Here is a 19,528-nt window from a genome sequence, read left to right on the forward strand (position 1 = left end):
ATGAACAGCCGCTCGGAACACGCACCCATCGTCCATATGGATCAGATCGAAAAACACTTCGGCAATGTGATTGCACTTGCCGGGGTCTCCTTCGATATCTCCGCCGGGGAATGCCATTGCCTGCTGGGCGACAACGGCGCGGGCAAATCGACCTTCATCAAGACCATGTCCGGGGTGCATCGGCCCACCAAGGGCAAGATCATGTTCGAAGGGCGCGAGATGAATTTCGGCAGCCCGCGCGATTCGATGGAAGCGGGCATCGCCACGGTCTATCAGGACCTTGCGATGATCCCGCTGATGTCGGTCACGCGCAACTTCTTCATGGGGCGCGAGCCGACCAAGGGGTCGGGCCCGTTCAAGCGGTTCGATACGGCCACAGCCAACGAGATCACCATGGAAGAGATGCGCAAGATGGGCATCAATCTGCGCGCGCCGGATCAGGCGGTGGGTACGCTGTCGGGGGGCGAACGTCAGACGGTGGCCATCGCGCGGGCGGTCTACTTCGGGGCCAAGGTGTTGATCCTGGATGAGCCGACATCGGCCCTGGGTGTCCGTCAGACCTCCAACGTGCTGGCGACCATCGACCGGGTGCGCAAGGACGGGATCGGTGTGGTCTTCATCACCCACAACGTGCGCCATGCCATGGCGGTGGGCGACCGCTTTACCGTGCTCAATCGCGGCAAGACGCTGGGCACGGCACAGCGCGGCCAGATCACGCCCGACGAGCTGCAGGACCTTATGGCGGGGGGTCAGGAGCTGGCAGCGCTGGAAGGATCGCTCGGCGGGACCGTATGAGCGACCTGCTGCACAACCCAATGGCCCGGTCCGGTAAGGTGCATGACATCACGCCGGAGCGGGCAGGCTGGGGCTATGTCGGCTTTGGCCTTTATCATCTCTCCGAGGGGGAGAGTGCAGCAGAGAGGACGGGCGACCGCGAGGCCATTCTGGTGCTCGTGGAAGGCAAGGCCCGCCTCTCTGCGGCAGGCAAGGATTTCGGCGAGATGGGCGAGCGCATGTCCGTCTTTGAGCGGACACCGCCCCATTGTCTCTATGTGCCGGGTCAAAGCGACTGGCGGGCGGAGGCCAGGACGGATTGCGTGCTTGCCGTCTGTACGGCACCGGCGATTGCGGAGTATCCTGTGCAAAGACTGGGCCCGGATGGCATCGAACTGACCCCGCGTGGCAAGGGCCAGAACACCCGCTACATCAATAACATCGCCATGGAGGGGCGCGATGTTGCCTCAAGCCTCTTGGTGACGGAGGTGTTCACGCCCTCGGGCAACTGGTCCTCCTATCCCAGCCACCGCCATGACGAGGATGACTATCCCCGCATGACCTACCTGGAAGAGACCTACTACCACCGGCTCAACCCCGCGCAGGGCTTTGGCGTGCAACGGGTCTATACCGACGACGGCAGTCTGGATGAGACCATGGCGGTCAAGGACGGTGATGTGGTCTGTGTGCCGCGCGGCCATCACCCCTGCGGCGCGCCCTACGGCTATGACATGTATTACCTCAACGTGATGGCGGGACCCCTGCGCAAATGGCGGTTCGAAAACGATCCCGATCACGACTGGATCGCACAACGGGACGCGGACTGAACCGGTCCCTCAAGAGGAGGCTGCAATGACTGAAATGTCTGATGGGTTTTACCACGCTGACGCCTGCGATCTGGCGGATTTTGCGCAACAGGTGTTGCAGCCCTTACAGAGCGGTATGGTGCCACAGGCCTCGGACGTGCAAGGCAACGTGCCGATCTACGATATGGACGCCTTGCGCGCGGCGCTCGACAGGCCTGAGGCGCGCCGCCGCCTGATGGCGGAATGGGCGCGGGTGCTCAAGGACGGAGCCGGGGTGTTGGTGCTGCGGCGCGCCTATGCCGACACCAGCGTCCTCGACGCGGCAACGGCGATCTACGATCAGATCATTGCGCGGGAAAAGGCCGCGCAGGGCACGGCTGCGGATCATTTTGCCGCCGGCAGCAACGACCGCATCTGGAATGCGCTGCAAAAGCTCTGTGAGGTGGACCCTGAGACCTTCGTGCGTTACTTTGCCAACCCGGTGATTGACGCGGCCTGCGCGGCCTGGCTGGGGCCGAACTACCAGATGACCGCACAGGTCAACGTGGTGCATCCGGGCGGGGCTGCGCAACAGGCGCATCGCGACTACCATCTGGGCTTTCAGACTGCCGAGGTCAGCGCTGAGTACCCGGCCCACGTGCATGATCTGTCGCCGCTGATGACCCTGCAGGGCGGGATTGCCCATGGCGACACGCCGGTTGAGAGCGGGCCGACCAAGCTGCTGCCGTTCTCGCAGCGCTACCGCCCCGGTTATGCCGCGTGGCGCCGCAAGGATTTCCGGGCCTTTTTCGAAGATCACTACGTGCAGCTGCCGTTGCAAAAAGGCGATGCGCTGTTCTTCAACCCGGCGCTGTTTCATGCCGCGGGCGCGAACAGCAGCGAGGGTATTCACCGCATGGTCAATCTCTTGCAGGTGTCCTCGGCCTTTGGCCGTGCGATGGAAACAATTGACCGGGTGAAGATGTGCACCCTTGTCTTTGCGCCGATGAAACGTCTGGTGGCCACGGCACAGCTTGGCGGCGCCGCGTTTGACGCTGCTCTGGCGGCGACGGCGGAGGGGTATTCCTTTCCAACCAACCTCGACAGGGATCCACCTGCTGGGGGGCTTGCGCCACAAAGCCAGAAAGCCCTGCTGAAAGAGGCGGTCCTGGGGGATTGGGACGGTGGGCATTTGCGGGCCCGTCTGGAAGATCAGGAAGTGCGCAGGCACGTCTGAAGCACCTGCCCTCAGCCGTCCGGATCATAGGTCCAGCGGTAACCGGGCGGGGTCGGGCCCTTGTTACGTCCGCCTTGCTGTTGTTGTTCCCAGGCATGGGCGAGAATGCCGACCGACCGTGACAGACAGAAGATGCCGCGGGCCAGCGGGGCCTCAAACCCCAGTTCGGCAAAGATCACTGCCGTGGCGCCGTCGATGTTCATCGGCACCGGCTTGCCTTTCTGACGCGCCAGTTCCGCTTCGACACTGCGGGCGATCTGGGCATATTTGCCCGCGCAGCAGCCCTCCTGCACCGCGGCCTCCACCAGGGCCAGCAGCCGGGGCGCGCGCGGGTCAACAGGCTTGTGAAACCGGTGACCAAAGCCCGGCACGAACCGGCCATGCACCGCCGTCCAGTCCTTGAGCGCTTGGGTCAGACCCCCCTCATAACCCGCAATATGGGTATAAAGGGCCACCGCCTGTTCCCCCGCGCCGCCATGCACATCGCCCAGCATGTTCACGGCAGTTCCCATCGCATTGTTCAGACCGACGCCGCAGGTCACCGCCATGCGCGCGGCGGCAATCGAGGGGGCCTGCGGCCCGTGGTCCACGGCTGCGACGAGGGCGGCTTCGAAAAGCCGGGCCTGTGCCGCCGTGGGGATATCACCCCGCAGCATGAGCCAGATCATCTGCGGAAAACTCACCGTGCCGATCAGCTCCTGGATCGGGCGTCCGCGGATGTCGATGCGCCCCGGCGCCATCTCGATGATCGAGGTCCGCCACCAGTCTGCTACATCGCTCATATCACACCCTCCGCTTTCAATGTCTCGATCTCCTCCGGCCCGACCCCGAGCCGGGTCAGCAGATCGATGTTTTGCTGGCCCAGCTCCGGAGGCGGCGTTTGGGGCAGGGGCCGCTGACCGTCCACCAGGATCGGTGAGGCCATCAGCTCGCTCGCCTGCCCCTGAGCGGCGAGCGTGGTGGTCAGCCCGCGCCCGCTCACCTGCGCGCTTGCCAGCACCTCCGGTATGCTCAGCACCGGGCCGCAGGGTACGCCTTGTGCGTTCAGGACCTCGACCCAATGGGCGGCGGGGGCCTTTTGCAGCTCTTCTTCCAGTGTCTGGCGCAAATGCACGCGGTTGCGCTTGCGGTCCTCGCGGGTGAGAAACGCGGCGCGGTCCTGCAGGTCTTCGCGCTCAAGAATGCGGGTCAGCGTCACCCATTGGTCGTCTTTGTTGGCGGCGATGTTGATCGGCTGATCCGCCGTCCAGAACGTCCCGGAGGGGGCGGACGTCATGTTCTCGTTGCCCTGGGCGGCGGGCGTGACCCCACCGATCAGGTAGTTGGACACGACCCAGCCCATGGAGGACAACACGGCCTCCGTCATGGAGATATCCAGAAAAGCCCCGCGTTTTTCGGCATTCAGCGCGGCGGAGATGGCAAAGGCCGCGGTCATGCCGCCAATCGTGTCGCCCAAGGGGTATCCCACGCGCAAAGGCGCGGTGTCCGGCGTGCCGGTGATCGACATCACCCCGGCAATGCCCTGCACGATCTGGTCGTAGGCCGGGTTGTCACGCCAGGGGCCGTCCTGCCCGAAGCCGGAGATGGCACAGTAGATCAGCGCAGGGTTCACCGCGCGCAGCGCCTCATAGCCCACGCCCAGCCGGTCCAGAACACCGGGCCGGTAGTTTTCCACCACAACATCCGCGTCGCGCACAAGCCGTTTCAGGATGTCCTGCCCGCGGGGGTCTTTCAGATTGAGCGTGAGAGAGGTTTTGCCGGCATTTTGCGCCAAATAGGAAATACCCATGTTCTGGCTGTTGCGCGCAGGGTCAGCGCCCAGCTGCCGTGCCAGATCGCCGGAGCCGGGCCGTTCCACCTTGATCACCTCTGCCCCCAGCAGCGCCAGTTGGTAGGTGCAATAGGGTCCGGCCAGCACATTGGTCAGGTCAATGATGCGGATGCCATTTAGCGGTGCTGTCATGCGATGTCTCCTTGGCGCGCATGATCGTGCAAAAGCCGCGAGACACAAGTCGTTAATGATAAGCCCGATGGAATGCGATGGTCCGCAGGTTAAGGCATCGGTCCGTTCTTGATCCTCTGGACGAAGTTGTAGACCAGCAGCAGGCCGAGCACGGCAACCAGCAGCCACATCAGCAGCCCCGGCCAGAACGCCTGCGGATCGCAATTGGCCAGCACAAGCAGCGTCGCCACAAGCACGATGTTCCCGATCCACACCAACCCGATGGTCATGAAACGGAACGCGATCCTGTCCACGATACCGCTGTAGAACGACCGCCAGGTGAGCAGCACAACCAACGCAAAGAGCGCCATGGCCGCGAGCGTGATCTTGGCGCGGTTCGGACAGGCAAAGGTGCAGACGCGGTGCACCGGTTCTTCGAAACCGGCCAGCAGGGCGGGCAGGCGGGCAGCGTTGAAATGTTCGGCGATGATGGCGTTGATTGTCTCCGTCTCAGCCGCTTGCGGGTCAAGGGCCGGCCAGAACCCGATGCCCGAGAAATTGTCCTTGAAGTAGACCACATCATCTTCGAACTGCGAGAACAGGGGCGGTGTGCTTTGATCGGGGGCATTGGGTCTGACCGAGGTACGGATCAGCTCATGCCCGCCGGGGGGGACCACGGGGATGATGCTGCGCAGCACCTGACGGCGGGTTTCGCCCTGAAAGAGGCCCTGTTCCATGCGAAAGCGCAAACCCTTCTTGGCGTCCGTGGTGGGGCGTTCGAGAAACAGCAGGATCTTGTGGATGATCTTGGTGGTCTCGCGATCCAGCGGCGCGGGTCGCGTCGGGTCAGCAACCCTATCCGCATCGGCGAGCACATAGGGGCTGGGCACCAAGAGCTCGAAAAGCTCGTCAAAGAGGGGCTGGTCGAGCCGTTCATCCACGACCGGGAAATCGAAAGCCACGTTGAGGCGCAGCCGGTCGCGGTTGGGCAGCGCTTCATAGACCCCTTTGACGATAGCGATCAGGGTTTTCATCTGGGCAGGCCCCAGGCCGATGCCCTGGTAGTCATGAAAGATCAGCGTCACGCCGTCCGGCTGTACGGGATCGAAAAGCGTGGGGATGGCAGCGCCGACCTGGCGGAACTCAAAGCCTTCGAGCCGCTCAAAAGGGGCCATTTCGGTCGCGATGTCTTCGATCACCTCGTCGATGGTGGCCGCGTCCCACTGCATCCAGTCGCGCAGGTCAAAGGCAAGGTCCGCGCGGGCGCGGAACTGATGCGCCGAATTGACGAACTGCCGTTTGGCCGCGCGCCACTGGTCGCGGTTGCGCAGGGTCACGCGCTCTGCACCTTCGGCAGTGAACTCCAACCCGTAGAAGGCGACCTGTCCGACGGTGCCAAAGTCAATCTGCTGCTGCATGGCCGGGCCTGCCATGTCATCTGGCCCTTGTTCCGCGGAGGTGTCGGCTGCCGGGGCAGAAGCAGAGCCAGGCGGTGGCGCCAGCCAGAACGGGTAGAAGCCATAGACCTGCAAGTCATCGGCCTGTCGTTCCGGCACACAATGACAGCCTTCGATCTCAAAGGGGCCGAAATCGCGGATCACCTGGGGATCCTCGACATCCTTTTGCGCCTTGTAGACGATGCGTTCGGTCACGAACTTCGAAAACGGCACTTGGCCGTCTGCCCCGGAGACCGTCTCCAGCGCTTCGTGAAAGAGCCGGAAGCTGGGGTAGGCAGCCCCGATCAGCGGGGCGAGCCGCTCCGCCAGCCCCTCCGCCGTCGCATCCGCGATTGTCGCCTGCACAAAGGGAAGGGCCAGGATTTCGGCCTGCAACGCGTCGCTCAGGGTCCATTCGGAGATCACCGCGGGTTCGATCAGAACAATCTGATCCTCCACCCTGCGCGCGGCCTGTTCGGCGGCAGTGGGCCCCAAGGCCGCGCGGACCTGCGCCCGCATCAACTCGGGCACCGTGGCATCGGCCAGCGGCGTGTTGCGCAGCGTGTCGGCCAGCTCGGGGTTATTGATCGCGGTTTCGACCGCTTGATCCGTCGCATCGGTGGCGGTGATGAGCGGCGCGGGGGACGGGGCATCGGCGTTTTCTTCTGTCTCGACGTCGACGATTGCGGTGTCGGTCTGGGGTGGTGCAGGCTCGGAGGCGGCGGCCAGCGTGTCAGCGGCGGTGGTGACCTCCGCGCCCACCGCTTCCATCTGCACATCGAGCAGCCCCGCCTTGATGCGATTGACCAGCTCCGCCTTGGTGGCGGTGCGCAGCGGTTCCAGATCGGCCAGCACCGGCAGGGCCTGCTCCAGCTCCGTACGGGCTTTCAGCGCATCGGCGGCGCCGGGTCGGATCAGGAAGGTCAGGGGGAGTTTCCCGGGCCCGGTCACCAGGTCTTTGATCTCGTCAAGGATGCAGTCCCCGAGGTCCTCGGCCAGCACCGGGCGCAGCGCCCGCCAGAGCGCTTGCGGGCTGTCGAAACCGCCTGCTTCGGCGCGAAAGGCATCAAGTTTGGGGGTGAGCGAGACCAGAAAATCCATATCGGCCACGTCTGCTGCGGTCAGGGCGTAAAAGGTCAACGTCCGCTCCGCCGGTACCGGCGAGCAGGGGCCGCCGCTGTAGATCGTGGCCCCGTCGCTGCCGTCGTGCTGCGCGGTGTAATCATCCAGCAAGGCCAGCACGGCCGGCAGGGTGCCCACAAGGCGGCGCAGGCGTTTTTCAGTACCACGCGGTTCTTGCTGGTCGCCTGCGGCAATCCAGTCGAGGAACCCGTCGCTGTGCAGGATCTGCAGGGCGCCGATACGGCTGCCGTTGATCTGGCCAAGGCGATCCATCGCCTGCTGCCAGGCGTCTACACCCCCCGCGACGGGCAGGAGCGCACAAATCTCGGCTTCCGTCTTATCGACAAAGAGCCGTGTCAACGTGGCCAGCGCCCGCGCCCCTGCCGGGAACTGCTGCAAGGCGGCGGCGGGATCATCGCAGGTGTAGGCCGTCGCCTGCCGACCGAGGGCAAGGGTGGTCATCGGTGTGGTCGCGGCCAGTCGCAGCGCCAGCATGCGGCGGGCGTCGGTATCGCCGCCGGCTGTCAGATCGAGCGCATAGAGCTGCTCCGCCCAGCCCGGAAAGGCCTGCTCAAGCCGCGCGTATTGGATGGTCAGACGCAAAGTCGAGCGGACATCGTCCAGCCCCGCAGGCCGTGGGACGTCAACGCAGAGGTCCTGCATCCGCTGCCGTGTGTAAGACCCGAACTGCCCGTCCCGGAGCGCCGGGCTGTCGTCGCGGTAGGTGGTGCGCAGGCCCAGCTGGATTTCACCGATGCTGGCGGGTGCGAGTTCATCCGCCCCAAGCGTGGCGACATCCGTGCAGGCCGCGACCGCTGCGGCGGTTAGCGCAAGACACGACACCAGAATAGCGGTCAGACGGCAAAGGCAGGTCCAAAGCAAGCTCATGAGGTTCGTCCTTCTTTACGCATCTCGGCGGTAATGGCGGCAGCAAGGTCTGCGCTGTCGATTTCGTCTGCCCCGCGGCGCCGGGCGCTGATGGCGGCGTATCGGGCGACATTGGTGATTGCCGCTCCCGACAGATCATGCTCCTGCGCGAGGCGTTTGAGGTCGATATCCGCCTCCACAGGGACCCGCGCCAGCGTGCTGCGCCAGAGCTGCAGCCGCTCGGGCATGGTCGGTCGTGCAAACCCCAGCGCGCTCTGAAACCGGCGAAAGAATGCATCGTCGATATTGCTGCGCAGATTGCTGGCGAGGATCACGAGGCTTTCGCACTCCTCAATCCGTTGCAGCAGATAGGCGACCTCCTGATTGGCATGGCGGTCGTTGGAGGAGGTCGTGGCGGTTCGCGTGCCGAAAAGCGCATCCGCTTCATCAAAAAACAGAATCCAGTCGCGTTCCGCCGCCATGTCAAAGATCAGCCCGAGGTTCTTTTCGGTCTCGCCGATATATTTGGACACGACCATCGACAGATCGACGCGGTAGACATCGAGCCCGGTGCGTTGCCCCAAGAGCGTCGCGGTCAGCGTCTTGCCGGTGCCGGGGGGGCCATAAAACAGCGCCTTGTAGCCGCGCCCTACGTGCCGCCCGAGCCCCCAGTCGTCCAGAATCGTGTCGCGGTTGCCCATCCAGGCGAGGATATGGTCGATCTGGTCACGCAAGGCGGCGGGCAGGATCAGATCGTCCCAGGTCAGCCGCGTGCTGAGCCTGCGGGCGGGGAAGTTGGGTGAGAAATCCGGCCGGGGCGCGCTCCCGTCACAGAACGCCACGACGCGGTGGATCGGCAGGTCGAGGCGGCTTATCTGCGACGGATGGCTCTGTGTCAGGCTGACGCCGGCGTTCACCCGCAGGGGGTGATCCGGCTCAAAAAGGCGCATCGCTGCGATACGGGCCACGGTATCGGTACCGGCAATCAGGAAAAGGGCGGTTTCCACGGTCGGGACAAAGGCCGCACTTGCGTCGGGCAGGCCGCCAAACTGTGAAAACGCCCGGTCAATGGCTGAATTTTTCACGTAGAACGGGTCAAGCACGGCCGAGTTTACATGCGGTGCCAGCGCCAGCGCCAGAACGAGCCGTGCCTGTCCGCTCAGGGCTGTCTCTGTGATGAGGTCCCCCAGCATCGTACCGGTGGGCTGTTTCGGTGCGGCTGGCAGGATAAAGGGCGTCGCGGTCCCTTCGAAAAAGTGAGCGAGGCGCGCAACAATCACCTCTTCCAGCCAGCTGATTTCAACGGCGATGGCATCGGCGTTGATCTGGTGCAGGGGGGCTTGGTCAAGGGTGTCAGGCATCACTGTCCTCGCGCCAGGAAACGTGACAGGGCAGGGGCATCCACGGCAGGCTTACCGGTCCCGGTGCCCAGGGCAACCCGTCAAGCAGCATGTCAAAGGGGCCGGGGGCCACGCGCAGATGCGCGCCCGTTGCATCAAATCGCAGGCTCCCGGTCCGGCGCAGGAAGGTGTCGCGCAGCCCGTCGGGGGAGGTTGTCCCGATGCGTCCCCAACGGTCGATCACCGAGCGTAGGAGACCCTCCATCAGGTCGCATGCGACGCGATCCGGTGCCAGCGGCGCAGCCAGGGGCTGATGTGGATCACGGCCCAGCAGCACGGCGATCAGCGGGTCCGGGGCGGGGGGGATGCCAGCGAGGTATTCAAGCGCGCCGCGCGCGGGTCCAAGGCCCTCCTCCGCCAGCGTTTTGCCCTTGCGCGGAATCTCCAACCGCTCAAAGAGCAGCGTGAAAAACGGGTGCAGCAGTACAAGCCCAGCCGTTTCAGTCACCAGCAGGGTGCGGTCATCAGCGGGGCCTGGCGCCTCTTCCGGGCGCATCTGCCAGACCGGCTGGGGGGCCTTTTCCTGGGGAGATTGAAAGAGAGAGGCCTCTTGGTTCAAGAGGTTTTCTACGGCGGCGCGGGTCCTTTGGCGCTGACCGCCGGTGTCTGGCCCCGCCCCCCCGGCCAGCCGCGCGGCCACCGTACGGAGGGCCAAAAGGCGCTTTTCCGGGTCCTCTTCGATCGCCCGCGTGGCGACATCAAGCCGCGCCCTCAGCGAGACCCTATCCGCCGCACCGGCCATCTGAACCGCTATCCGCGCGCGCATCAGCGGAAGTTGCCCGGCCGGACCATCGCGTCCGGGCAACGTTGTTTCCGGCCAGGCCTGCCAGATCAAGGCAAGCACCTCGTCGAAGAAGGGACTGTCATCCTGCGGCTCCACTGCGGCCAGCCTTTCGAGGTGCGCAAGCAGCGCCGCATCGGTCCGGGAGGCGGAGGTCTGCGGTTGCGCTGTCGTTTCAGGGGGTAGATCTTTGTCAGCCTGCGGGTCGGTCCCGGGTCGGGTAGACGCGGCCCTCCCTTGACCCTCCTGTTCCGGATGCAGCACGCGGGCGATCTCCGACGCCGTCAGACCGGAAAGCTCAAGAAAAGCCTCCAGCGGTGTTTCCGGCGCTTTGTCCGTGGCACTGCTTTGGGGGATCGGAGCCTGCCCCTTGCTCGCGTCGGTGGCCGTGTCGGGCGTGTTGCATGTCTCAGCCCGCAGTGCGGTGATGGTCGCTTGCAAGGTCTCCAGATCAACCACCCGGCCTTCCAGCAACGCAAGCGCCGCCTCTCGCCACGCGGCACTTGGGGCGCGTGCACGGGTATCAAGCTTTTGGAGCTGCTGATGCAGCAGCGTGGCGGTTTGAGGTAACAGACGGAGCGTGAGCGCGCGCGCCTCCGCCGCCGTCAGCGGCACCAGCGCGGTGGCGATGGCGGCAGGATCCGCGACCGTCAGTGCCCTGAGCTGCGTGGTCTCCAGCGCCCGAGGGCCGCTCACCCAAGCCCGATCATGCGGGTGGGCCGCCAACATCCAAGCCAGCGCGGAGAGCGCATTCTGTTTTTGGGCCGCATTAAACACCTGCGCGGGATCGCGAGTGACAACATCGCGTAAAAAGGAAATGGTTTGGGTTCCGGCCGGGGCTCCAAGCGCTTGCGCCAAACTGTCCAGATCTGCGGCCTCCGGCGGCTGTGCCGCCTGATGGCCAGGGGGATGCTTCGCTGTATTGCTTGGGTCATCGGGCGGGGTCGCATCAGGCCTCGTGCCCGCGTCTGTCGGCACCTGCCTGATTTTATCGCCTGCCAAAGGTGGTGGTGAGGCTTTGTTCTTTGGCCGCGCGTTTTCCGTTATCCTAGTATCACCGGGGCCGGTCTGGCTCGATCCTGATGGCCGTGGAGCTTTCGCGGCAGGTGCCAAAGAAAGGGGATGAGCGGGATCCCCAAGGATGCGCGTCAAAAGCCTCAGGGCGATTTCTTCCGCCTCATCAGAGGACCGGCCTGCAAGGCGAAGGCTGGCAGAAAGCCGGGCATGCGCCTCTTGAAAGGGGCCGCCTTGATCCGCTTCCGCCTCCAGACGAGAGAGGAGTGCCGCCCGTATCTCTTGATCCGCTTCCGCCTCCTGATGGGAGAGAAGGGCTGCCCGTGTCTCTTGATCCGGCGCCGTCTCTGCGGTGTCCTTGATATGCGGCGCTGAGACGGATGATCTGGCGGCGGGAGTTTGTGGCACGGTGCGGTCCGGCGTGGCCTCTGCGGGCAAGGCACGCCGCAGCTGCTGTCGCAGGGCCGCGCTGTCGGGCAGCAGGTCGGCAAACCCGCCCGTTGGCGCCTCCAGCCAGACACGCAGGGCCAGCGCCTCGGCGGGATGGTCTGCCAAATGTCCTTTCAGGGCGGTGAGGCCCGCGGCACCGGGAGCCGTTCCAATCCATTTTGAAAAGGCCCGCAGATATCTGATCGTTTCGACGTCAGAGAGCCTGTTGGGCGCGTCAGAGCCGTCTCGATCCTGAAGGTCGTCGGTGCGGGCAAAATCTGTGTTCGGGTTTTGATCCGGGGCGTTCGGCACCGTGGTGCCGGGGCCTGATGCAGGATATCGTGCCGATGTCTCCACCCCGTCCCTGAAACGCTGTTCAAGGCGGTATGACGTGCGCGGCAGCCGGGCGAACGGACCAAGGGCGGCGCGCAGCTTCAGCGCCAGCACCTGGCGGACCTCCGACCAGATCGGATCATCCGGCCAGTCGCCCAGATCGATTTCCAAATGCGAAACCTGCACATCGGTATCGGCCCAGTCCGGCGCCTCCAGCACCTCTGACAGCGCGGGCAGAACCTCTTGCCGGAGCGCGGCCAGGAGCCGCTCTGGCGAGGACAAGGGACCACGGGCGGCGGTGACCTCGAAACGGGCCTCGCAGATCCCGATCCGTGCGGCAGGTTGAAGGGTCGACTGGGTCTGGGCCTGGGACGCCATCAGCTTGACCCCTCAGCCAGATCGTTGAGCATCCGGCGCAGCCCTGCCGTGTCACCCGATGCGTTTTCCTTTCGGGCCTCAAAGGCGCGCATCTGGTCAAAGTCCAGCCAAAGAACCCGGATATGCAGATGCGCGGGCGCAAGGGCGCCCACCTGTGCCTCTACGTAGCTGCGATAGCTCTGCATCCGGCAGCGCGTCGTCCAGCCCGGCAGGAGAAGGTCCGCAACATCCGGGTCGCCGCCCCCCGCATCATCGCGCAGCAGGACATGTTCGACCAGATGCGCGGCCTCACAGTGCCGGTTGAGATGTCGCCAGGTTGCCCGCAGCGCACCAACACGCTGCAAAGCGTCCTGTTTGCTGCCCGTGGCGGTCAGACGGCGCAAAGCGGCATCGCCACCGGGGTCAAACAAGATCTGCCAACCACCGGGAGAGGGCGCCACGACAAGGCTGTCTGCCTCCGCCAGGCGGGCGAAGACAGCCGGATCGAGCGCGCCGTCCTCTATAAAGGGCGATAGTTCGGCCAGGGCCTGCGGGGTCAGAACCTCTGCGGCTTCGTCTTCGGGCACCAGCATATCGAAAGGATTGGTGGCATCCACCAGCAGGACGTCTTCCTGCGCGGCTGGGTCCGGATCGGTCCCCGCGCTGTCAAGGCGCAGCCCGTAGGCCTGCAAAGGCTGCGTGATGCGCCCGTCTTCCGAAAGATCGAGGTCACACAACAGGGCCAGCTCTGCCAGAAACCCGCCGGGCGTTTCCGGTCCCGGACCTGTCCCGCGGCTGCGGTGCAGGGTCGGCAGGGCAAAGAGGTATTCCAGCCGCCAGCTCACATCAAACCGGTGGCGGGCCCGCGTTGTTCTGTAACAGTGCAGCCCGCTGTGTCGGGTGGCGGGCATCTCTGCGCCTTGCAGTGCAATCAGATAGTCCAGCAGTTGCACCCGCGTGCGGTGCACCACCGGATCATCTGTCAGGGTCTCGCCAACCGGGTCGGCGGCGAAGGTCCGGGGGAGCGCGCTCAGGTCGCTCACCATTTCGTGCAGCACCCTGTCAATGGCCCCGCGGTATTCGGCAATCGGGCTCTCGGGGTGTTGCATCCTGTAGTCGCCCGCGCGAAAGAGGCCGGGTAGCAGGGCATCCACATGCGCGTGCGTAAAGCTGCGCCTGCGCCCCGGTCGCATCACATCCCAATCGAGGCGGTCGATATTGTGGGTTGCCGCGGCAATGTCCTGTGCGGAGATACGGGTGACCTCTTCGCGCAGCCGCGACGGCGAGAGCGTGACCGGCGCGCCGTTCAAGGTCAGCTCAAGCAATATCTGATCGGTTGTCCGGGGCAGCACAACATGGAAATAGATCTGATTTGATCGATTTTTCGGCAATGGTACCAAGGGCTTGAGGGTTATTGAGCCCAGGTCTCGCAGCCCCGGCACATCACGCAGACGGGACAGGTGGCAGCTCAGATCAAGTGTGCCTTGCGTCCGGCCTTTTGTGCTGGGCAGCAAGCGTTCCGGCGCCTCCCAGACATTTGCGCGGGTCGCTGCCTTCTGCTGCCGATCCGCGCCGGTCAGGAGCTGTGACATCCTGTGATAGAGATGCGCGGCCACCGTCTCGGGCAAGGCTTCGCTGGTGATTTCCACCTGACCGACCAGAGCCACATTCACGGGCCGGGCCAGATGCAGCTCTCCCAGACCGGTCCCGAGGGGTCGGGCCGTGGCAAAGGCCTGCCGAAAGGCTTCGGGGACCGCCTCTGGCGGGACCCCTTCGGCCGGCACGATGGTCACGTCAAAGAGCCCACGCCTCGAGGTCTGGGGGGCGGCAATGGTCACGCTGTCGACCTCCGGGCAGGCACAGAGCCAGGCCGCCAGATCATCCCGTGTGACAGGGTCCGTCCCCAGCACCTTGCGCGGATGAAAGAGCGCCAGATCATGCGTGCAGAAATGTCCGCGCCGGTTGGTCAGCAGGTCGCGCGCGGGCAGCCCAACCTGATAGGCGATCTGGCTGAGGGCAAAGCAGGTCTGTTCCAGCAGGGTGACGCCGGGGTCATGCAGGTTGTAATCCGTCCAGATCTCTCCCGAGGCTTGCTGCGCATAGTCGATGGCCACGCGCCGCAGATCGTCGAAATCTTCAAGAGGGTCCACGGGCGTCGTCATAGCGCCTCCGGATCGCGGTCGATGTCTTCGCGCGCGCCGACCATCAGGCTGTCGAACCACAGCTGCGTCAGGTAATAGCGCACCACCTTGCCGGTGCCGAAATTGGCATTGGTCCGCAACTGGAGCCGGAAATGATGCTGTTGGCTGTCGGCGACCCAGCGCAGTTTGATCCGGTCGGCGTAGCTGCCGTACATTGCCGTCTGCGTCTTGATCGCACGCCGCCGAAACAGCCAGTTGAGGATCGGATTACGCGGGTGGTAGGCGTTCATCGCAATGGCATGCACCATCGAATAGCGCCCCTTGCGGGGGTCCCCGCCGGTCCCCGCCGTCACCTCGAAAGCCTGACAACCGGTCAGGGGATGGGTGATGTCGTGCCATTTCCCGTCTGCTTTGACATGGGGGATCTTGTGACTGGCAACGCCGATCCGGCCTTGCATGCGCGCCACGCCCCCCACATCAAGCCGCCATTCGGGCGCGTGCTGACTGACACCCATGCGGCCGTCGCGAGTCAGTGTCATACCGGGGGGCAAGGGGGCGTCGTCTTCGGCCGGATCATCACCGTGCCTGGATAAATCCAGCGCGGCCTTGCCCTGATCGGGACGCAGATGCAACGCGCCCGGCGCATCGCCGTGTTCGATCACCCAGGACGGCTTTGGCGTGCCGAGCCCCTGATAAAGGCTCAGAACCCGCAAAGAGGAGCCGACGGAGTTCAGCTTGAGCCCGTCCGCATCCGTCTTGGCGAAACCGTCATCAACCTGATTGACGGTGCTGTCGATCAGGTCGCGGTATTCCTCCGCGGTGGGCAGGGCCCCACTGCGAAAGAAGGATTTCAAGGTTGCGCGGTCTTGTTTGGTCACGGGATTGTCCTTTGGCCTACAATCAGCATGTCGCCGAGGGTCAGGCTGCCGATGCCGGCGGCGGTTGGTGTTTCAGTCTTGAGGTCTGACTGGAGTGTCAAAACATGGTCCGGTGTGGAGAGCAGCAGGCTCCACGGAAACCGGGGCTGCAGCACAGGGCCATAAAGGCCGCGTGGATCACTTCGGTCTTGTGCAGTATCGAGCAGCTCGAAGGTCCGGTGATCGTCGCCTGACAGGTGCAGCACGGAGAAATCGGTGACATCCTGCACATAGTCCAGCCCGGCCACATGGGCTCGCAGCAGATGCACATTCAGCGACCAGCCGAAACGGCGCAGCGCCGGTTCCGCCGTCCAGACCGAAAGCGCCCGCGTCAGATCGCGGCGCAGCATCTGCGCCATTGCCCCGTTTTCACGCTCCGCACTCACCGACAGCTTGGCGCGGACCTGGATCCGCTCAAAACTCGGATTGACCACCTCAATCATCGCAGCTTCCGCCGCGTATTGCGTCAGCCAGCTCCGAATGCGTTCCAGCGTGGCCACGTCGAAAAGCGACGGCGCCGGCCTGTGCAGGGCCTCGTCAAGCGCGGGTTTGCGCACAACGACGAGGGTGACATGCCCCGGCGCGGGGGCGGGGCTTTGCTGCGACAGATGGGGCAGGCATTTGGCCATCCACACCTCGGGGAACTGTTCCAGCACCATCCGCTCCATGTCCCAGGGCGTGACGGCACGGTGCCGGTGACGCAATCGCTCCCCGACGCGCGCCACAAAGGTCTCGCGCGGCTCGGGTGGACGCGTGAGGGCCGGGGTGGCGATTTCGGTAACGTCTGTCAGGCCCGGCTGGGCGGGATTAAAGCTCCACTTCCGCTCGGTCCTGACCTCTGTCCAGGTGTCGTCACGCCGCTTGGCCCAGACCCCGTTGATCCCGACCTGATCGAGGGCGGGAAAGACCTCCAGATTGGGCCGCAGCGCCACGGCGGCGATCCAGACCCCGCCGGGGGGCATCTCGGTCGAACGTGTCGTGGCATCCTCCGGCAGGTCGATGACAACAATGCCTGAGCGCATCAACCCCGCTGTGGTATCAGAAGAAATCGCCGTCTCAGGCAAGGGCTGCCAGCCGTTCTCGGCCAGATAGACCCAGGCAATCGGATTGAGGGTCGGGACCCGTCGCAGATGGCCGGAGGCGGTCATGCTGATCGTCAATGCGACCGGTCCCGTGACGTTGGGGCCCTTCAGCTGGAAACAAATCTGGCCGTACCCCAGCCGCTTGGGAAACAGACGAACCTGCTTGGTCTGACCCTTCGGAAAGACGGTGACCTTGCCGAAGGGGCTGATCTGATGCACCGCCTCGCCGGGGCGCGCGGTTTCAGGCGCGTTGAGCTCGATGGTCGCCTCTGCCGTATAGGACAGGGTGAATTGTTCGATCTCGGGCACGAAGGGGGCGGAGGGCACCTTGCGGGGGCCACGGGGCAGCAGACGCGGCCGCATCGCATCCACCAGCGCCAGAGGATAGCGCGCCGCATGAAAGCCATCGGCGGTGCCCATGAGCTGCAATCGAACCATACCGGCACGTATCGTCTGGCGAGACTGGAATTCCTGTGGGCTGACATCACCGGCTGCCGGGATCGAATGGCCGGAAACCTTGCCGCCGAAGTGCCAATCCGGCAGCAACGCGCCGGTGACACCCTCGCTCTGGAACAGCGGCACAGGTCCGTCGCTGACCGGTTTCCAGCCATCACCGCTCAGATAGTCAACCGTCAGCTGGGGGTCGGGGATGTCGATGTCCCGCCCGTAGGTTTCATAGTGGCGCGCAAACCCGCCGATGGGGTCCGGCATCTCGGACCAGCCGATCCTGATGCCGATATCGGTGACCGGTTTGCGCGCCATCTCGGCGCATCCGACCTGAAAGCGTGCGCCCTCGTCGGGTCTTGCCCCAAAGGGTTGAAAACTCTGATCTGTTGAAACCGGCCCCTCATCCGAGAAGGCGGCCAGACGGCGTAGCCCGCTGACCTGCGTCCGGATCGTGATCGTCTCAATCGCATAAGCTTCGAAAAACGACAGCGGACAGAGCCGGGCATCCGCGGCAGAACGCAGCGACAGGCGGGGGGCGTGCTCCGGCCCTGTGAGCGCCGGGGCGCTGGCATCGTACCGCATCGACAAGGTGATCCCACCTGCCGCGCGTTTGCGCCGGACCGGCAGGATCTGCATGATGTCGGGCCGGCGTGGGCCCTCGTCGGTCGTGATCGTCAGATCAAAGGCATCGCCCAGCAGACTTTGAAAGACATCTTCGAGCGGGTAGTCGATCGTGCCGTCCGGGCTTTGCGAGAAAGCGGCAAAAATCATCGAATTCTGGGCATGACCCGTGGTATCAAGGTCGCCCGCCGTCTTGCCGATCAGCGCGTCGCGGTACTGCTCGACGAGTGCGAAGATACGCTGCCAGTAGGCCCCCGCTGGAAAAGGGTGCTTTTCGATCAGCGACAACGTCACGATCCGCCCCAGAAGCAAGCGCAACTGCCCTGCCGCAGTGACCTTGTTGAGCAGAAATTCATAGAGCAGCGCCAGCGAAGGCGTCTGGTCGGTCTGATCCGCGTATTCGGTGACCTCCTGGGTTAGGGTCTCGATGGCAATCTCTTGTTTTTCCATAAAAAAGATGTCGATCAACGCAGGGTCGGCAGCAAGGGCAAGCCGCACATCCGGGTCTGCATAGACGGGGCTTGAAGCCATGTTGCGCCGCAGATCCGGCGGGGCAGTGGGCCGCCCGACCGCCTTTCGCCGCGCCGTTCGCGCAAAAATCTCTGCCGCGGTCAGCGGGCGCGAGGCCGCAGCAAGGCTGGAACTGCGGCTCATATGCAGGGACACCTCGACGCGTCGGGTGCCCTCGGCAAGCGACAGCATGGGAGAGGCAATATCCAACCCGATGTCGAGGCGCTGATCTGTCCCCGCCTCAAAGAGCGTGGCCCCGGCCTGTTGTTGCGCAAGAGTCAGTGTCGCCGCGCGCAGCCCCGTGATGCCTCCCAAAGCCCTGTTATAGGAGATATTTTCGTTGGTGTCGTAGCGCATCAGCTTGATGTCACTGACGCGGGCCGGGCTGATCGGCACGCCCGCTTCGGTCTCGAATTGTTGCAACGTGCCCCCCGGCAAGCGCGCCTCAAGCGTGGCGCCTTGCGCCAGGAATCCTGGACGCGCGACCGTGCCCAGATCAAGCAGCACCCTCTCTGGACTGGCTGACGCCGGGGTCTGGCCGATCATGTCGCTGTAATAGAGTGTGGTATGCCGTTCGGGCAATTGGTTGAAGGCGGCATCCACATGGGCTGCGGTGCGCAGTTCGGCAATCAGCAGCCCCAGCCCGGGATCGATCTGGCCGGACCGCAACCGTGCATCGAAGGCCGCCTGTGCCGAGGGTTGAAGCGACGCCACCGCATTGCGCAAAAGCGCATGCATGCTGCGCAGCCGCTCTCGGGTGGCGCGGGCCTTGGCCAAGGGTCCTGCGCGACTCTCGGCGCTGAGCACGGAAGGATGCCGCGCCGCAAGACGCATCAGCGCCGCGGGACCACTGCCGGTCACATCCTCCAGAAGGCGCGTGAGATTGGCCTCTTTGTCCAGTTGCGAAAGCTGTTTCGAGAAGGGACGGGGGGTGTCCAGTTGGATACGTTGCACCCAGGCTTTGATCTTGCGGGCCAGGGCTTCGATCAGCCGCAGGGCCGTATCCGGTGATTGTTCCAGCGATTCGGCAAAGACAAAGCCTGCGTCATCTGCCCGAAAACTCAGGATTTCCGCATAGAGAAACGCGGGTTCATTCTGGAAAAGCCGTGCCCAGGGCGTGGCGTCGCGCGCGGTGCGGGCCAGCGCAAAATCGGTGGCCCCCAGCCGCCGTCCCGCGGCGCAAAACGCCTCCGCCAGACTCTGCGGGCGGGGCATGAACCGGCGCGGGGCCAGCGCACGCGGCAGCCGCTCGTTGCTCAGTGCGCCCGGCGTCACAGAGATATCCTGCCACCGATGCGTCATGGCGTCCCCGTCGGGTGTGAGCAATTGTACA

The 19,528-nt window shown here is 64.5% G+C and carries 11 protein-coding genes; 3 read left to right on the plus strand and 8 right to left on the minus strand.

The window, feature by feature from the left end; translation table 11 throughout:
- From H7847_RS16745 to H7847_RS16755, 3 genes are read left to right on the plus strand one after another with little or no spacing between them, the layout of a single operon-like run.
- A complete protein-coding gene (locus H7847_RS16745; RefSeq protein ID WP_227270634.1) occupies positions 1 to 795 on the plus strand; it encodes an ATP-binding cassette domain-containing protein in 795 nt (264 codons plus the stop codon).
- On the plus strand, positions 792 to 1,601 hold the full coding sequence (gene iolB / locus H7847_RS16750; RefSeq protein ID WP_227270635.1) for a 5-deoxy-glucuronate isomerase: 810 nt from the start codon (positions 792 to 794) through the stop codon (positions 1,599 to 1,601). Before H7847_RS16745 ends, iolB begins: the two co-directional genes overlap by 4 nt.
- 25 nt (positions 1,602 to 1,626) lie before the next feature.
- On the plus strand, positions 1,627 to 2,796 hold the full coding sequence (locus H7847_RS16755; protein WP_227270636.1) for a phytanoyl-CoA dioxygenase family protein: 1,170 nt from the start codon (positions 1,627 to 1,629) through the stop codon (positions 2,794 to 2,796).
- 11 nt (positions 2,797 to 2,807) lie between these two features.
- Here H7847_RS16755 and H7847_RS16760 read toward each other — a convergent pair whose 3' ends face one another.
- The 8 genes from H7847_RS16760 to H7847_RS16795 form a co-directional block, all read right to left on the minus strand.
- Positions 2,808 to 3,578: a citryl-CoA lyase gene (locus H7847_RS16760; protein WP_227270637.1), complete on the minus strand. Its 771-nt coding sequence runs from the start codon at positions 3,576 to 3,578 to the stop codon at positions 2,808 to 2,810.
- Positions 3,575 to 4,759 carry a CaiB/BaiF CoA transferase family protein gene (locus H7847_RS16765; RefSeq protein WP_227270638.1) on the minus strand — a complete coding sequence of 395 codons (1,185 nt, stop codon included), beginning with the start codon at positions 4,757 to 4,759 and terminating at the stop codon, positions 3,575 to 3,577. The genes H7847_RS16760 and H7847_RS16765 overlap by 4 nt, the downstream gene beginning before the upstream one ends.
- A gap of 89 nt (positions 4,760 to 4,848) precedes the next feature.
- On the minus strand, positions 4,849 to 8,184 hold the full coding sequence (locus H7847_RS16770; protein WP_227270639.1) for a hypothetical protein: 3,336 nt from the start codon (positions 8,182 to 8,184) through the stop codon (positions 4,849 to 4,851).
- On the minus strand, positions 8,181 to 9,524 hold the full coding sequence (locus tag H7847_RS16775) for an ATP-binding protein (RefSeq protein WP_227270640.1): 1,344 nt from the start codon (positions 9,522 to 9,524) through the stop codon (positions 8,181 to 8,183). The genes H7847_RS16770 and H7847_RS16775 overlap by 4 nt, the downstream gene beginning before the upstream one ends.
- Complete coding sequence (locus tag H7847_RS16780) at positions 9,517 to 12,498, minus strand: contractile injection system tape measure protein (RefSeq protein WP_227270641.1); 2,982 nt, start codon at positions 12,496 to 12,498, stop codon at positions 9,517 to 9,519. Before H7847_RS16780 ends, H7847_RS16775 begins: the two co-directional genes overlap by 8 nt.
- Positions 12,498 to 14,639: a hypothetical protein gene (locus tag H7847_RS16785; RefSeq protein ID WP_227270642.1), complete on the minus strand. Its 2,142-nt coding sequence runs from the start codon at positions 14,637 to 14,639 to the stop codon at positions 12,498 to 12,500. Before H7847_RS16785 ends, H7847_RS16780 begins: the two co-directional genes overlap by 1 nt.
- Positions 14,636 to 15,496 carry a hypothetical protein gene (locus H7847_RS16790; RefSeq protein ID WP_227270643.1) on the minus strand — a complete coding sequence of 287 codons (861 nt, stop codon included), beginning with the start codon at positions 15,494 to 15,496 and terminating at the stop codon, positions 14,636 to 14,638. The genes H7847_RS16785 and H7847_RS16790 overlap by 4 nt, the downstream gene beginning before the upstream one ends.
- A complete protein-coding gene (locus tag H7847_RS16795) occupies positions 15,493 to 19,497 on the minus strand; it encodes a baseplate J/gp47 family protein (RefSeq protein ID WP_227270644.1) in 4,005 nt (1,334 codons plus the stop codon). Before H7847_RS16795 ends, H7847_RS16790 begins: the two co-directional genes overlap by 4 nt.
- Positions 19,498 to 19,528 lie beyond the last annotated feature (31 nt).

The organism is Roseobacter weihaiensis, from assembly GCF_020622345.1.
In the GTDB taxonomy this organism is placed as follows: Bacteria; Pseudomonadota; Alphaproteobacteria; order Rhodobacterales; family Rhodobacteraceae; genus Roseobacter; species Roseobacter weihaiensis.

Coding starts and splice junctions, on each gene's coding strand:
- H7847_RS16745 (WP_227270634.1), top strand. CDS start 1: ATGAACAGCCGCTCGGAACACGCACCCATCGTCCATATGGATCAGATC.
- iolB (WP_227270635.1), top strand. CDS start 792: ATGAGCGACCTGCTGCACAACCCAATGGCCCGGTCCGGTAAGGTGCAT.
- H7847_RS16755 (WP_227270636.1), top strand. CDS start 1,627: ATGACTGAAATGTCTGATGGGTTTTACCACGCTGACGCCTGCGATCTG.
- H7847_RS16760 (WP_227270637.1), bottom strand. CDS start 3,578: ATGAGCGATGTAGCAGACTGGTGGCGGACCTCGATCATCGAGATGGCG.
- H7847_RS16765 (WP_227270638.1), bottom strand. CDS start 4,759: ATGACAGCACCGCTAAATGGCATCCGCATCATTGACCTGACCAATGTG.
- H7847_RS16770 (WP_227270639.1), bottom strand. CDS start 8,184: ATGAGCTTGCTTTGGACCTGCCTTTGCCGTCTGACCGCTATTCTGGTG.
- H7847_RS16775 (WP_227270640.1), bottom strand. CDS start 9,524: ATGCCTGACACCCTTGACCAAGCCCCCCTGCACCAGATCAACGCCGAT.
- H7847_RS16780 (WP_227270641.1), bottom strand. CDS start 12,498: ATGGCGTCCCAGGCCCAGACCCAGTCGACCCTTCAACCTGCCGCACGG.
- H7847_RS16785 (WP_227270642.1), bottom strand. CDS start 14,639: ATGACGACGCCCGTGGACCCTCTTGAAGATTTCGACGATCTGCGGCGC.
- H7847_RS16795 (WP_227270644.1), bottom strand. CDS start 19,497: ATGACGCATCGGTGGCAGGATATCTCTGTGACGCCGGGCGCACTGAGC.